Here is a 15,179-nt window from a genome sequence, read left to right on the forward strand (position 1 = left end):
CAGGCATCATGATTAATCAAAAATGGCTAACCACGTTTGTAGCACTGGCTCAGATCCGTCACTTTGGCAAAACCGCAATAGCGCTTCACATGACTCAGCCCGGTGTCAGCCAACATTTAGCCAAGCTCGAACAACAGTTGGGTGTGGAATTGATGGACAGGGAAGCTAAGCCACTGGAATTAACCGCGGCTGGCAAAAAGCTGCATCGCTACGGACTGAGGATGCAACAACAGCAGCAATTGCTTTTAAGCCAGTTACAACAAGATGAAGTGGGTGTGGGTGAGTGTCGAATTGCCATGTCTGGTGCGCTCGCTTATTTTTGCTATCCAGACTGGCTGGTTTACCAACGCCAACACCCAGAGCTCATGTTGGCGTTGGAGGCGGCACCTAATACTCTAATCGAACAACAGCTGCTTTCCGTTGATATTGATGTGGGCGTGATGAGCCGTCGTTCTGACAAGGTTAAACTTGTACAAACTGAGCTAGAGCCGGAGCCGCTGGTGGTTATTATCCCTAAAACGGCCGAGCCACAACCAACGCTTGAAAACCTGCAATCAATCGGGTTTATCGATCACCCCGATGGTGGTTATTATTTAGAGCAAGTGTTGCAGGCTAACTTTGAAATCGGAACCGAGGATATTCCGGTTAAAGGCTACGTTAATCAGATGGGGCAAATATTGGAGCCCGTTGCACAGGGCATCGGCTTTACGGTGTTACCTGTCAGTGCGTTGCGCCATTTTCATCAAGCACAGCTTATTACCGTACTTGAGCTGCCAAGTAAGGTGGTGGAACCTCGCTATCTAACCCGCCGCAAAGGGCAATCCTTGCCCAAGCGGTACGTGTGGTTTATGGACTACCTATCAGCCTTAACTTCGTCGACTTTATCCGGGTCTACATCTATGTTTACTTGAGTAGGGTCAATGACTTCTAGCTCTTCGGTGTAGTCTTTAGGTGGCGGTGTCCAGCCGCGATCCTCAATGTCGTGGCCACTGTGGTTATCCTTTGCAAAGGCTTCGCTGATGCGCGAATTTAATTGAATATATAGCTCTCTGAAATCCGCAACATACTTGTCGTCCTCGGTGACTTTCTCCCAAGCGCGGTACAGTTCTTTGTGGTGCTGTTGCTCCATATCTTCAAAGGTCGCCTTGATGTGATGGCTTGAGAATGGATGCATGCCAAGCTGTTGCAACGCTTCTCGACCTAGCTCCAACGCCGACTGATAGGTTTCGGAGATGATGAAATCGGCTCCAGCCTGATGGAGACGATAACCATGACCACGGTCAAAGGCGCGAGTGAGTACTTTTACGTGAGGGTGGTTGCGCTTTACCATCTTACAAATTTCGACGGCCCGCTCTTGGTCGTCAATGGCAATCACAATCATGCTGGCGTGTTCGATACCTGCCGTGTGCAATAGATCAGGTTGACTGGCATCACCAAAATAGCTGCGCACTTCGAATCGGCGTGATAATTCCACTTGGCTGAACTGGCTATCTAAAACTACGGTTTCTACGCCATTGGCCACCAACAGGCGATTGACAATTTGCCCAAAACGGCCAATGCCGGCGACGATAACGGTTCCTGTGATGTCGATGGTATCGTTCGGTTGCTGGTTCTCTTGATTTTGATATCTTGGCAAAATCACTTTTTCGAACAAGATAAATAACCCAGGGGTTAGCAGCATAGAAAGCGCCACAATTAACGCCACAGGTGCTGCTATTTCAGCTGATAGCACCGCATTTTGTTGGCTAAAGCCAAGCAGCACGAAGCCAAATTCGCCGGCTTGAGCAAGACTTAAAGCAAACAGCCAGCGATCGCTTCCTTTAATTTTGAAAATAACACTTAAAAGGAACAATACCGCTGCTTTTAATAATATTAAGCCAAGCGTTGCGGCAATGACCATCCACCAATACTCGGCGAACACGTTAAAATCGATGCCAGCGCCAACGGTAATGAAAAACAGCCCCAGCAATAAGCCTTTAAAGGGCTCGATACTGGCCTCAAGCTCGTGTCGAAACTCACTGTTAGCCAGCACGACTCCGGCTAAAAAGGTACCTAACGCTGCAGACAAGCCCACTAGCCCCATTAACGCGGCAATACCAATCACCAGCATTAGCGCCGTTGCGGTAAACACTTCACGCATGCCTGCCGCTGCGACAAAGGCAAACAGTGGCCGCGATAAATAGTGGCCGCCCACGACCACAGCCACGATGGAAGCGATAATAACTAAGGTATAGGCCCACGTGGGTAGGTGAGCAACTAATGACAGCTCGGGGTGATGCTCTGCCGCGTTGGCCAGAGCTTCACTGCTGGCCATTAACTCAGGTACAGCCAATAGTGGAATAAGCGCTAACATGGGGATTACGGCAATGTCTTGAAACAGCAATACCGAGAACGCGTTACGGCCGCCTTCCGTTTTAGAAAGGCCTTTCTCATTGAAAGTTTGCAGCACAATGGCGGTTGAAGATAGCGACAGCAATAAGCCTAAGGTTAAGGCGACGCTCCAATGCAAGCCTAACAGCAAGCAAATGGCAAAAACCGCAATGGCGGTTAACCCCAGTTGTAAGCCACCTAGCCCCAGCAGCTTATGGCGCATGCCCCACAGCATTTTGGGCTCTAATTCTAAGCCCACTAAAAACAACATCATGACCACGCCGAATTCCGCAAAATGCTGAATGGTAGCGGTCTCTGAGCCAACCAAACCAATAATCGGTCCAATAATGATGCCGGCCATCAAGTAGCCGAGTACCGAGCCTAAGCCTAATCGTTTGGCTATGGGAACAGCGATAACCGCTGCCACTAAATAGATGAAAGCTTGCAGTAAATAGCCGGTCATTGGGTTACTCCCTTAGCGATGTTTTGCAACTCCTGAAACATCGGAAGTGCCTTAAGCGCATTGCAGTCCAATTCATTACTTTGCAGGGTGGAGACTATGCTTTGCCACTGTTCAATATGCGGTGTCAGGCGTTGCTCGTCGGCGGCGGTGCGAGCATGAAACAAAACATAGGGTGGCAAATAGTTCATTCCAATGAGGGCAGCAGTGCGCTCAATCGGTGTGAGTAGCTCGTCGATATGATAGTGATTAATGCCGCCTCTTTGGTACGCCTCTTGAGCACCGCCAGCACTGATGGCGCACATCAGAGTTTTTCCGTGTAAAGCATTCCCTTCAGAGCCATAAGCAAAGCCATATTCCAACACCAGATCTTGCCACTCTTTTAAAATAGAGGGTGTTGAATACCAAAATAACGGAAACATAAAAATCACCACGTCGTGGTCGAGCAGGCGCTGTTGTTCTCGTTTGATATCAATGCGGAATCGAGGATATTCAGCGTATAAGTCAACGCAGGTAACCCCTTTAATGCGTTGGCTTGCTCTAAACAAGGGTAAATTGACTTCGGAGCGGCTTTGCGCCGGATGTGCAAATAGGATCAACACCTTATTGTTTTTCATAGTAAACCCAGACAAATGCGATTACTCTAAGATTATCGGAAATTTAAGCAGTTTTGTTAATTTTTTGCTACGACTTAACCGGTGGCTTAAATTTTAGCAAAAAATACCGTTCTACTTTTCAGTAAGAGGTGAAATATGATTACGTTTTCTAGCAAATACCATGCTGACATCATGATGTTTGACGAGGTGGGTAGGCAGCTATTGAAAATGGCCAATCTATCGGCGACTGTCCCTGGAGCGTTAAAACCGGAACAAGTGTTGCAAGCAAAACAAGCGCTGACGGATGGGTTAGCTCACTTGAATGAAGAGCTAGACGGCAGTGACGAGCAACCAAGCATCGGTTTGTCGACGCGAGCGCTACCTCTATTGCAGTTAATGGACTCGGCGTTAGCAAATGATGAATACGTAATGTGGAAATAACGTGGGCATTAAAAGCCCCGATGCTTCGGGGCTTAGCTAAGAGGTCATTACTACCAAATTTTCACGCGTTGCTCTGGTGACAGGTATAATTTCTGCGACTCAGTTACGTTAAATGCTTGATAAAATTCAGGAACATTGCGAACAATACCGTTGACTCGGTATTGCGGGGGCGAGTGAGGATCGGACGCCACCAAGTTACGTAAGTATTCTTCTCGGGATTTATTTGCCCATACTTGTCCATAGCCCAAGAATACCCGCTGAATGCCGGTGAAGCCATCCATAACCGGTGCGCTTTGCCCTTTTAACGACAGCAAGTAAGCTTTTAAAGTAATGCTTAATCCACCAAGATCACCAATGTTTTCTCCTAACGTAAATTCACCGTTAACGTGTAAATCATCAAATAAGTAGAAGCCGTTATATTGTTCGATAAGCATAGCGGTGCGGTTCTTAAACTCTGCTCTATCGGTTTTAGTCCACCAATCTCTAAGCACACCATCGCCATCAAAGGTGGAGCCTGCATCATCAAAACCATGACCAATTTCATGGCCGATAACGGCTCCAATGCCACCGTAATTGACCGCGTCATCAGCATTTAAGTCGAAAAATGGCGGTTGTAAAATAGCGGCGGGAAACACAATTTCATTGAGCGGGGGATTGTAATAAGCATTAACGGTTTGCGGAGTCATTGCCCATTCACTTTTATCGACCTTATCGTTTCGACGCTCAATTTGGCGCTGATAATCGGCTAGCTTGGCAGAGTGAATGTTGGCTACTAGGGTATCGCTGGCCATTTCAACGTTAGAGTAATCACGCCATTTATCGGGATAGCCAATTTTAGGTGTAAATTTCGACAGTTTGTCTAAGGCTTGAGCTCGAGTATCTTCCCCCATCCAATCCAAGTCTTTTATCGAGAGCTCGTAGGCTTTAATCAAATTAGCAACCAGCACCTCCATTCGAGCTTTCGCTTGCGGCGGAAAGTGTTTTTTCACATAGACTTTGCCCACCACCTCCCCAAGGTGTTGATTAACAATGTCTACACCGCGACGCCATTGTGTTTGCGGCTGTTCTACGCCCCATAAGGTTTTTCCGTAAAAATCAAAGGTCTCTTTGTAGATTTCACTGGTGAGGTAGTTGCGATGGGCTGCTACATAACGCCATTTTAAATAATCTTTCCAAGTACTTAGAGGTACGTCAGTGATTATCTTGTCCAGCGCCTTAGAGTAGTCCACTTGAGGCACCACCAAGTATTCGATACCGGCAATACCGGCCTCTTCTAGGTAGCCATTCCAGTCAAAATTAGGCATGGCTTCGCTTAATTGCGACAAAGTCATGCGGTTATAAAGCGCCACCATGTCTCTGGTTTTTTCTTTTTTCATGTGTTCGCCGGCCAGTTGTTTTTCTAGTGCGAACACTTTTTCGGCGGAGGCTCTAGCATCGCTAACACCAATGATGGATAGAATCGATTTTAAGTGGTCGAGATAGGCTGCTCGAACCTCTACTGATGTCTCATCTTCGTTGAAGTAATACTCGCGGTCTGGCAACCCCAAACCGCCTTGCCAGGTATACATCATGTAAATGTTAGGATCTTTGAAATCGGTATATTGCCCTAGCTGCAAGGGCACATCGACGCCGATTTTATTGACCTTTGCGAAATAGCGAGCGAGTGCTTGGTTATTAGGAAGGGCATCGATGCGTGCCAGAGCGTCTTGAATGGGTTTCAATCCCAATTTATCGCGGCCAGCTTGATCCACATAAGAAGCATACAAGGCGCCCACCTTTTGCTCGTCGCTGCCTTGAACCGCGTTACCGCTAGCCGCTTCCTCGATAATGGCTTTTACATCGGCCTGTGCCTGATCATGGAGTAAAGTGAACGAGCCGTAACTGCTTTTATCTGCGGGTATTTCGGTTTTCTCAATCCAGGCGCCGTTGACATAAGCGTTAAAGTCGTCACCGGGCTTTATCGAGATATCCATGTTCTGCAAGCGCAAACCTGAGGTTAAGGATTGGGCGGTATCGGTGTTAGTTGAGGTTTGATGACAACTGGCCAAAGCCAAGCTACAGCCAATCAATAACCATTTATAGTTCATTGTTGTTACTCCTTTACTCTTTTAATGTGAGCGCTAAGGCGATGCGCTGCTGAACTAAAAGTAGTTTAAAAAAAGCAACTTAGACAATTTTTGCCAAAAAAAACCTAGCCCATAAAGGCTAGGTTTTTTGATGATACTTGAAGGGTTACCTAACTAAGGCACCGGACAGTTAACCACTTCGACACTTTTAATGAAGACGGGTGTCACCGGAACGTCTCTGAAACCGCATACAGCGTAGGTGCGCTGCCCAGCAATGGAGTCTACTATGTCCATGCCTGCTACCACTTGACCGAAAACGGCATAACCGTGACTTTCGCCTTCAATGTAATCAAGATCAGGGTTATCGACGTGATTAATGAAAAACTGGCTGGTGGCGGAGTCAGGATCACTGGTGCGAGCCATGGCGATGGTGCCGCGCTCGTTTTTCAAACCATTGCTGGCTTCGTTAATAATGGGGGCATCCGTTGGTTTACGTTCTAAACCGCTGATATAGCCGCCGCCTTGAATCATAAAGTCGCTGATTACGCGATGAAACAGCGTATCTTCATAGAATGAAGAGTCGGCATACCCTTGAAAGTTTGCTGTGGTAACCGGGGCATTGGTTTGATCCAAAGCGAGGGTGATGGTGCCTGCCGTGGTTTCAAGATCGTAGCAAATGTCTTGACTGAAGTCCGCTTTGCTTATTGGGGTAGAGCCTAACGAGTCAAAGTAGCTACCGGCATCAGGGCTGGCTAAGGTTGCTTGACTGGGGTTAATGGTCAATGGCGCGTAATTACAAGCATTTGGATCGAATGGGTCATCTTCAGAGCCACAACCGGCAAGCACAAGTACCGCCAAACATAGGAGTGATTTTTTCATTATTATTATCCGTTTGAATACCGCTAAATTTCAATCAGGAGGCTAACATACCCGCGGGGTGAATCGCTACGGCAAATTTACAATAAACCGTGATTATTACAAATAATCAACTGGCAGCGCGGTCGTATACTTTATTTGTTCCATGGCGAAGCTTGAACTGATGTCGGAAAAGTCCGCTTGTTGGATTAATCGTTTATAAAAGGTGTCATAGGCTTTCATGTCTGGAATCATGACTTTTAATAAGTAATCCACATTGCCGCTGAGCCGGTAAAACTCCACGACTTCGTCCATTTCTTCGGTAAACCGGGCAAATTTCTCCAGCCATTCAGGGTTATGTTGATTGGTTCTAACGGTTACAAACACACATAAACCAACGTTCAGCTTTTCAGCGTTTGCCAATGCCACTCGACGAGTAAGCACACCGTTTTTTTCTAACGCCTGAATTCGACGCCAACAAGGGGTGGAGGAGAGTCCGACTCGAGCTGCCAGTTCGCTGACCGACTGAGTGGTGTCGGTTTGTAATAGTTTAATAAGCTGCTTATCGTACTTGTCTATCTTCATCATCCTTCCCTTGTAGGTAATAATTTTTAATTATGATATCTACGACGAAAAAATTTTCCAATAGTAAGCTGAAGTTTTATCGATAAAGAAAACTACTTCTCATTAAATGCTGGCAATATTTAATTAACAGTTTTTTGGTCATTTTTATCGATTCGGGAGTCATAAATGTCAGCTTTACCAACCTTAGCCAGTCAGCATCAACCTCAAGTTCAAAGTCGCGGTAAAGTTTTTGATGACATCACTCAAACCATTGGCTGCACACCATTGGTGCGGTTGAGCCGATTTGCCAAAGCGCATCAGTTGCACGGCGAAGTGTTGGCAAAAATTGAATCCTTTAATCCGGCAGGCTCTATCAAAGATCGCCCAGCGATGGCAATGATTGAAGCGATGATCGCTAACGGCACTATTGGCCCTGACACAGAAATTATTGAAGCAACGTCGGGAAATAACGGGGTAGCGTGCGCTTGGATCTGTGCCATGAAAAAGATTCCTCTTACCATTGTTATTCCAGAGCATATGTCTATCGAGCGACGTAAGCTGATTCAATTATACGGTGCCAAGCTAGAGCTGACGCCAAAAGCGCTTGGAACCAAAGGCGCTATTGATCGTTGCAAAGAAATGATCGCTGAACGTCCAAACGCTGTGATGCTGGATCAGTTCAGCAATAGCGCTAACGCCAACATGCACGCCCATAGTACTGCCGAAGAAATCTGGCACGATACTCATGGTAAAGTGGATATTTTAATTGCGGGTGTTGGCACCGGTGGTACCATTTCTGGCATCGCCGCGACCTTAAAGGAGCGTAACCCGAATTTGCATGTGGTGGCGGTTGAACCCGCTTCGTGTCCGGTTATTTCAGAAGGTCGCAGTGGGGTGCATAAACTGCAAGGACTGAGCTCTGGTCACATCCCAGACATTTTGCGATTGGACCTAATTGATGAAGTTATGACGGTAACCAATGAAGATGCCCTTGAGCAGGCAAGAGTTATTGCTCAACAGGAAGGATTGCCGGTTGGAATTAGCTCTGGCGCCGCGTTAAATGCTTGCAAGCGCGTGGCGGCTAGACTCGACAGTAAAGGTAAGTCCATCGTAACCATTTTGGCGGACAACGCTGAGCGTTACATTAGCACCGAGCTGTTCGACTTCTAGGCTGCAGGGGCTTACGTTAGTGTATGCCAATGCTTAATAGGGTGCTTTCGGTTGCGCTGTTGTAGCCCAGCGCAATCACCCAACCTTGACTAAATGCATATTTTAGTCCAGTTTCAGCACCCCATTTTACGTCTGTCGACTTAAACCATTGCGGTTCAGCGCCCTCCATCATGGGCATGATTTGGCTTTGCTCTTGGGTAATATCTTGCAGATAAGCTGCGCCACCATATACGCTTAAACCGGCGGTAATGGAGTAGCTGAGACCAAAGCGCCACATCCTATCTTGCCTTTTAAAATTGACGCCATCGTCTTGCCACTTATTTTGTTTGGATTGAGCGTAACCTAAGTAGTAACCCCAATTAGGATAATCCCAATCGTAGTGATGCGGCGCTATCGTCAACCCATACATTTTTTGCTCCGCTGCATAGTAATCCGCCATCAAAGCAATAAACATGGGCTTGTCCGGTTTCGTCGTGCTCGTTTGCATATTGGTGGGCATGTTCGCCATCGCTGAGGTCGAGAGGGTAGCGCCAATAATCACAACAATCGCGGTTACAAACTTCATAGCAGACTTCCAAACCAAAATTAGGTGGCGAATTATCGGGCACAGGTGAATGGCTAATCAAGGTGCTTCCTCTAGAAAGGTGATTTTAGCGCCTAAATGTAATCACTTTGTAACCTTTGGGTTGGTTTTCAGTTGTTAATTCCTAGGTAACTGGTCGGCTCAGACAAGAAAAACTCGATCCGGATCCCTTTCTACTCATTGATTGAGGTAAAGGACACAAAAGGTGGGAACGCTAGCTGGTAGAATTTACCTAATTATATCCAGTAGCAGCCAATAACTAGCAGCAGCCCATACTAGAAAAGCAGGTGAATAAGATATGCCTAGGTTAACCATAAATGGACAAACGATTGAAGTTCAAGCCGGATTGAGTTTGGTTGAAACGGCCAGTCGTCATGGCATCGACATTCCACACTTATGTGAGCATGGCGTCTTTGATCAAGTTGCCGGTACAGAGCATGTGTGCGATTTAACCCAGGTGCTATTAACCCATAATGGCGAATCCCGCCTAGTACGAGGCTGTCAAACCGAAGCGATGGATGGGATGGAGGTCGTGAGTCAGACCTCGGAATTACAGCAGCATCGCCAACAACTGCTGAAAGAAGTCTTGAGCGACCACTTTGCCGATTGCGAAGCACCTTGTAAAAGCGCCTGTCCAGCGGGTGTCGATGTGCAGTCATATTTATATCATATTGGCCGAGGTGACCATAAAGAAGCGGTAAAAGTTATTAAGGAAACCTTGCCACTGCCGTTGTCCATAGGTCGTGTGTGTCCTGCCTTTTGTGAGGCCGAGTGTCGTCGTGGCGCTGTGGACGAGCCGATTGCCATTAGGCAACTTAAACGCCACGCAGCAGACATTGATTTGCATGACGTACAGTCCTACGTGCCACCAAAACAAGCGGATAAAGGTAAATCCATTGCCGTGATTGGCTCAGGGCCGGCTGGGTTAACCGCTGGCTATTATTTGTCTAATCAGGGCTATCAAGTACAGATTATTGAGTCCATGCCTAAGGCGGGTGGCTGGTTGCGTTACGGCATCCCTGAGTATCGATTGCCGAAAGACATCTTAGATAAAGAAATCGATTTGTTGTGCCAAAATGGCATGGAGATCAAAACCAATACGCGTTTAGGTAAAGACGTTAGCCTTAATGATTTACTTGAGCAAAACGATGCCGTGTGTATCGCTGTTGGCGCTCAAAAAGCGGTGCCTTTAGATTATCCAGGCAGTGATTTTGAAGGGTGTTATTTAGGGGTTGATTACCTGCGGGATCATGCTACTGAAAAACGCATGAAGACAGGTAAAAAAGTAGCGGTCATTGGTGGTGGAAATACCGCCATTGATTGTGCTCGCACCGCCATTAGAGAGGGTGCCGACGTAACCTTAATTTACCGTCGCGACCGTGATGCCATGCCTGCTGAACCCTATGAAATTGAAGAAGCAGAGCAAGAAGGGGTTAAATTTCACTTTCTCACCAATCCCATTGAAAACCAGGCCGACGCTGAAGGCCGAGTAAAAAGCATTACCTTTGATATTATGGCACTCGGCGCCCCTGATGATTCGGGTCGACGTTCGCCTAAAAAGACCGGCGAAACCTTCACTGAGGCGTTTGATACGGTCATTGCTGCGGTATCGCAACAAACAGACTTAGATTTTCTTCATCAGCCAGGTCAACATCTTACTCAGGGCAAACTTGAGTTGAGCCGCTGGCAAACCTTTATTGGCTGCGAACAAACCATGTCCAGTGGTATTGATAAATTGTTCGTGATTGGTGATTCTCGGCGCGGTCCTGCAACTGCAGTAGAAGCGGTTGCCGATGGTCGGGTTGCCGCCGATGCCATTAATGGTTACCTCACCGAAGGCTTGATGTGTGAACTGTATAAGCAGCCGTTTAACAGTCGTAAAGCGGCTAAGCTGAGCGAGTTGAAGACGGAAATCTACGCCAGTGTTTCGCCAAAAAATCGTGAGCAAATGCCCCATTTAAATTTAGCCAATCGCATTAAAACCTTTAATGAGGTTGAGCTGGGATTTGTGGGTGATGAGGAAGCTCGCGCCGAGGCGAAAAGGTGTTTGGAGTGTGCCTGCCAAGTCAATTCAAATTGTTCACTAAGAGATTACGCCACGTCTCATCAAGTGGATTGGAAAGCGTTAGATACCACCAACCAACGTCAACATGTGGAAGACCACTCCAGTGCCTTTATCGATTTTGATGCGAATCGTTGCATCAGTTGCGGTGCTTGCGTGCAGGTGTGCCATCAGCAAGCGGGACATAAAGCCATTAGCTTCCAGAAAGATTGCTACAGTGCCGAGCCGCAAGCGCAGGTACAGCGCAGCGCTCCCCGAGCTGGATTTAAAGCCACCATGGCGGATAGCGATTGTGTGCAATGCGGCAGCTGTGTTCAAGTGTGCCCAACCGGTGCGCTGGTGGACTCGCAGCAACGCACTCAAGGCCAAGCCGCTGTTGACTCGGTAACAGAAACCGTGTGCAGCTATTGCGGCGTTGGCTGTCGAATTGAATTGCATGTGGATAAAGACAACAACCGCATTACCAAAGTTAACGGCGCTGTTGTGAACGGTGTTAACCGTCATTCCTTGTGCGTAAAAGGCCGCTATGGTTTCGATTTTGTCGCAAGTCCAGAACGGCTAACCCAACCTTTGGTTCGTAAAAACGGCGAACTGGTGCCAGCGTCTTGGGGCGAAGCCATCGACGTTGTTGCCAGCAACCTGTCCAGAATTCGCGCCGAGCACGGTGGCGAGTCCATTGCGGCATTCGCTTCTGCTAAAGCAACCAACGAAGATAACTATTTGATTCAAAAGTGGGTAAGAGCGGAGCTTGGCAGCAACAACATCGACCATTGTGCCCGATTATGCCATGCCAGTACGGTATCGGGGTTATACGACAGCCTTGGTTCTGGTGCCATGACCAATAACATGGACGATATCTACAATGCTGATTTAATTTTCGTCATTGGCTCTGATACCACGGTTGCGCACCCCATTATTGCCGCTAAGATACGTGATGCCGTGCGTCACCATAACAGTCGTCTTGTGGTAGCGGATCCCAAAAAGATTGAGCTTAAGCAAGATGCTCACTTAGCTTTGCAACATACCCCCGGCAGCGATGTCTTGCTGCTTAATGGCCTCATGCAGCAATTGATTAATCGCGACGCGCTTGATCATCAATACCTTGAGCAGCATGCTGAAAACCTAACCGCAACCCTTGCAGAGCTGAGCAGTGACGCTTATTCCTTGGAGGCGGTGAGTAAGGGCACCGGCCTGTCGGTAGCGCAGCTGACACAACTGGCGGATGAGTTCGCTAATGCTGAGCGCATCAGTGTGGTGTATGCCATGGGAATCACTCAGCACACCACTGGCCACGATAACGTATTGTCGATAGCTAACCTGCAAATTTTAACGGGTAACCTTGGCCGCCCCGGCAGTGCCATTATGCCGCTTCGAGGGCAGTCTAACGTGCAAGGTGCGTGTGACATGGGTGGTTTGCCAGACTACTTGCCAGGCTATCAAAAAGTCAGTAATCCACAGGTGATAGAGCGTTTCGAGCAACATTGGCAAACTGACCTCAATTCTACTCAGGGGTTAACGGTGACCGAAGTGGTCAGCGGCTTGAATCATGGCTCAATAAAAGCGCTGTACGTTATGGGCGAGAATCCGGTGCTATCGGACCCGGATCAAACCCATGTTATCAGTGGCCTTAACAAAGCTGAGCTGCTGGTGGTGCAGGATATTTTCCTAACCGAAACCGCTCAATTGGCTGACGTGGTGCTACCAGCGTTTGCTTTTGCAGAGAAAGAAGGGCACGTCACTAACACCGAACGTCGAGTACAACCGTTGCAGCCTGCGGTGAATGCTCCAGGCCAGGCGCTGCCGGATTGGCAAATCATTCAACTTGTGGCTAACGCCATGGGGGCGAATTGGAGCTATGCCAATGAACGGGCTATTTGGGAAGAAATTAACCACGTAACCCCACAATATCATGGCATTGCATGGCAACGCCTGCGTCCAGGCGGTGATCGTCCACAAGGCATCCAATGGCCATGTAAGGACGAGTCACATCCAGGGACTGCGATTTTGCATCAAAACGGAGCGGTTCGAGGAAAGGCTAAGTTGCACCCAGTAAGCTTTAGAATGGCGGCGGAGCTGCCCGATGCTGAGTATCCGTTTATGCTGTCGACGCACCGCCAGTTACAACAGTTCCATACGGGTACCATGACGCGTAAGACACCGGGGCTCGATACCCTTGCTCAGGCACAGGTGATGGTGTCGGTGGAAGATGCGGAGCGTTTAGGGCTAACGAATTCACAGTCGGTTCGTTTGGTCTCTCGTCGAGGTAGCATTGAAACTAAAGCCTTTATTACAAAACGAGCTCAACCGGGCGTGGTCTTTATGCCGTTCCATTTTGCAGAGGCTGCGGCCAATGTGTTGACTCACAGTGAAGTGGATCCGGTGGCTAAAATTCCAGAGTTTAAAGTGAGTGCGGTTCGACTCGAAGTTTGTTAGGCGTGTTGTTTATTTGCACAATGTGGCGAAGAAGCGTTCGGCGCTGAACTCGGGTTAGTCATAATTGATTAAAAAGAGTGCGAATGATCCACTATTCGCGAAATTACTTAAAAAAAGCGTTGACCTAAAGAGGTGTAATTAGCATAATACGCCCCGCTCCCAATGAGGAGCAGACAGAAATGTCGATGGCTATGTAGCTCAGCTGGTTAGAGCACAGCACTCATAATGCTGGGGTCGCAGGTTCAAGTCCCGCCATAGCCACCATCTTGTTTAGATGTAAAATAAACAACAGTGCGGGAGTGGCGGAATTGGTAGACGCACCAGATTTAGGTTCTGGCGCCGCAAGGTGTGAGAGTTCAAGTCTCTCCTCCCGCACCATACAACTGGGGTATCGCCAAGCGGTAAGGCACCGGGTTTTGATCTCGGCATTCACAGGTTCAAATCCTGTTACCCCAGCCATATTCTTGATGCAACGCATCACGGCTATTTACGGACGATAGCGGCTATGTAGCTCAGCTGGTTAGAGCACAGCACTCATAATGCTGGGGTCGCAGGTTCAAGTCCCGCCATAGCCACCATCTTGCTAAGATGTAAAAACAAGCAGACAATTTGCGGGAGTGGCGGAATTGGTAGACGCACCAGATTTAGGTTCTGGCGCCGCAAGGTGTGAGAGTTCAAGTCTCTCCTCCCGCACCACATACTTGGGGTATCGCCAAGCGGTAAGGCACCGGGTTTTGATCTCGGCATTCACAGGTTCAAATCCTGTTACCCCAGCCACATAAAAAAACCACCTGTTAGGTGGTTTTTTTATGCCTAAATTACGTTACTCGCTTAAGCGACCAAACGCTCTTCTTTTGACTCCAATTTAAGGTAATCGCTCCACAAAGGTTTGCTGCAGTTTTTCACGCCGAGCAACTGATATAAGGCGTAGCAAAAGTGATCAAATTGCTGCTCTTGTAAAGGGTGATTGTCGTTAGCCCAGTTAATTTTAGTGCCGGTAATAAAGTGACTTACAATCATTTCTCGATTGTAGCCTTGCGGTGGTGCTATTTGAGCAATCATTTGAGCGTTCCAAGCGTTATACTGCGCTTCGGCTTCTAAATACAGATTACGATAGGCTTCACTGGCACCGGCTAGCGTACTGTCACTGGCGTTAAGTCGAGCGAGTGGGTGCAGGTTATCGAGTTGCAGACCGCGTAAATAAGAAAAATGATGGATGGCATAGGCGTGCAATGGATTGTCGATGGCTTCAAATTGTTGCTTGGCAGTGCTTAAGCGATACTGATAATCGTCGGCGGCCAGAGAGAGTTGTAAATCCGCCTCATTGGGAAACTGATTATAGATGCTGCCTCGAGAGAGCTGACAGACCTTCATAAGGTGGTTTCGCCTGAGAATGAACTCCCGCTCTCCCACAATAGAACGCCTGGCTAACTTAGTTAGAAACTCTCTTCGATTTTCCCAACTGCTCATGGTTAACTCCTTGCAAAATAAACGGCTGCCTAGCCTCACAGTTCAAGAGTAACACTGTTAAAAATGTGCCGATATTGAGTAATAATGATGGCATCATTAGCAAAAGTGA

The 15,179-nt window shown here is 47.8% G+C and carries 11 protein-coding genes and 6 tRNA genes; 10 read left to right on the plus strand and 7 right to left on the minus strand.

Features of this window, described 5'->3' with window-relative positions:
* Positions 1-8 precede the first annotated feature (8 nt).
* Complete coding sequence (locus CLC91_RS02830; protein WP_095499960.1) at positions 9-911, plus strand: LysR family transcriptional regulator; 903 nt, start codon at positions 9-11, stop codon at positions 909-911.
* On the opposite strand, the gene CLC91_RS02835 is transcribed toward CLC91_RS02830, so the two are convergent.
* A complete protein-coding gene (locus tag CLC91_RS02835) occupies positions 854-2,833 on the minus strand; it encodes a monovalent cation:proton antiporter-2 (CPA2) family protein (protein WP_095499961.1) in 1,980 nt (659 codons plus the stop codon). The two genes, CLC91_RS02830 and CLC91_RS02835, sit on opposite strands and share 58 nt — an antisense overlap.
* Entirely contained in the window at positions 2,830-3,447 is a 618-nt protein-coding gene (locus CLC91_RS02840; protein WP_095497436.1) for an NAD(P)H-dependent oxidoreductase, read from the minus strand. Before CLC91_RS02840 ends, CLC91_RS02835 begins: the two co-directional genes overlap by 4 nt.
* Positions 3,448-3,582: 135 nt before the next feature.
* On the opposite strand from CLC91_RS02840, the gene CLC91_RS02845 reads away from it, so the two are divergent.
* Positions 3,583-3,867, plus strand: a complete 285-nt coding sequence (locus CLC91_RS02845) for a DUF1840 domain-containing protein (protein WP_095497437.1) — start codon at positions 3,583-3,585, stop codon at positions 3,865-3,867.
* Positions 3,868-3,917: 50 nt separating this feature from the next.
* Here CLC91_RS02845 and CLC91_RS02850 read toward each other — a convergent pair whose 3' ends face one another.
* The 3 genes from CLC91_RS02850 to CLC91_RS02860 all read right to left on the minus strand — a co-directional run bounded on the left by CLC91_RS02850 (position 3,918) and on the right by CLC91_RS02860 (position 7,367).
* Positions 3,918-5,954 (minus strand): M13 family metallopeptidase, encoded by a 2,037-nt coding sequence (locus CLC91_RS02850; RefSeq protein ID WP_095499962.1) that lies wholly within the window; start codon positions 5,952-5,954, stop codon positions 3,918-3,920.
* Positions 5,955-6,107: 153 nt separating this feature from the next.
* Positions 6,108-6,812 carry a peptidylprolyl isomerase gene (locus tag CLC91_RS02855; protein ID WP_095499963.1) on the minus strand — a complete coding sequence of 235 codons (705 nt, stop codon included), beginning with the start codon at positions 6,810-6,812 and terminating at the stop codon, positions 6,108-6,110.
* A 96-nt stretch (positions 6,813-6,908) separates the two neighbouring features.
* A complete protein-coding gene (locus CLC91_RS02860) occupies positions 6,909-7,367 on the minus strand; it encodes an Lrp/AsnC family transcriptional regulator (protein WP_095500027.1) in 459 nt (152 codons plus the stop codon).
* A 171-nt stretch (positions 7,368-7,538) separates the two neighbouring features.
* On the opposite strand from CLC91_RS02860, the gene cysK reads away from it, so the two are divergent.
* On the plus strand, positions 7,539-8,522 hold the full coding sequence (gene cysK, locus CLC91_RS02865; protein WP_095499964.1) for a cysteine synthase A: 984 nt from the start codon (positions 7,539-7,541) through the stop codon (positions 8,520-8,522).
* A gap of 16 nt (positions 8,523-8,538) precedes the next feature.
* Here cysK and CLC91_RS02870 read toward each other — a convergent pair whose 3' ends face one another.
* On the minus strand, positions 8,539-9,087 hold the full coding sequence (locus CLC91_RS02870) for a hypothetical protein (protein ID WP_095497441.1): 549 nt from the start codon (positions 9,085-9,087) through the stop codon (positions 8,539-8,541).
* A 316-nt stretch (positions 9,088-9,403) separates the two neighbouring features.
* On the opposite strand from CLC91_RS02870, the gene fdhF reads away from it, so the two are divergent.
* The 7 genes from fdhF to CLC91_RS02905 all read left to right on the plus strand — a co-directional run bounded on the left by fdhF (position 9,404) and on the right by CLC91_RS02905 (position 14,377).
* Complete coding sequence (gene fdhF / locus CLC91_RS02875; RefSeq protein ID WP_095499965.1) at positions 9,404-13,600, plus strand: formate dehydrogenase subunit alpha; 4,197 nt, start codon at positions 9,404-9,406, stop codon at positions 13,598-13,600.
* A 187-nt stretch (positions 13,601-13,787) separates the two neighbouring features.
* Positions 13,788-13,864 (plus strand) — tRNA-Met (locus CLC91_RS02880).
* Positions 13,865-13,893: 29 nt separating this feature from the next.
* Positions 13,894-13,978 (plus strand) — tRNA-Leu (locus CLC91_RS02885).
* Between the two features lie 6 nt (positions 13,979-13,984).
* Positions 13,985-14,059: transfer RNA gene (locus tag CLC91_RS02890), tRNA-Gln, on the plus strand.
* A 42-nt stretch (positions 14,060-14,101) separates the two neighbouring features.
* Positions 14,102-14,178 (plus strand) — tRNA-Met (locus tag CLC91_RS02895).
* 33 nt (positions 14,179-14,211) lie between these two features.
* Positions 14,212-14,296, plus strand: a tRNA-Leu gene (locus tag CLC91_RS02900).
* Positions 14,297-14,302: 6 nt separating this feature from the next.
* Positions 14,303-14,377, plus strand: a tRNA-Gln gene (locus CLC91_RS02905).
* A gap of 54 nt (positions 14,378-14,431) precedes the next feature.
* Here the strand turns inward: CLC91_RS02905 and CLC91_RS02910 are convergent.
* The gene (locus CLC91_RS02910) at positions 14,432-15,070 is read right to left on the minus strand and encodes a hypothetical protein (RefSeq protein WP_095497443.1); all 639 of its coding nucleotides are present in this window, start codon (positions 15,068-15,070) and stop codon (positions 14,432-14,434) included.
* Between the last annotated feature and the right edge of the window lie 109 nt (positions 15,071-15,179).

Source organism: Paraferrimonas haliotis, assembly GCF_002282895.1.
Taxonomy (GTDB): domain Bacteria; phylum Pseudomonadota; class Gammaproteobacteria; order Enterobacterales; family Shewanellaceae; genus Paraferrimonas; species Paraferrimonas haliotis.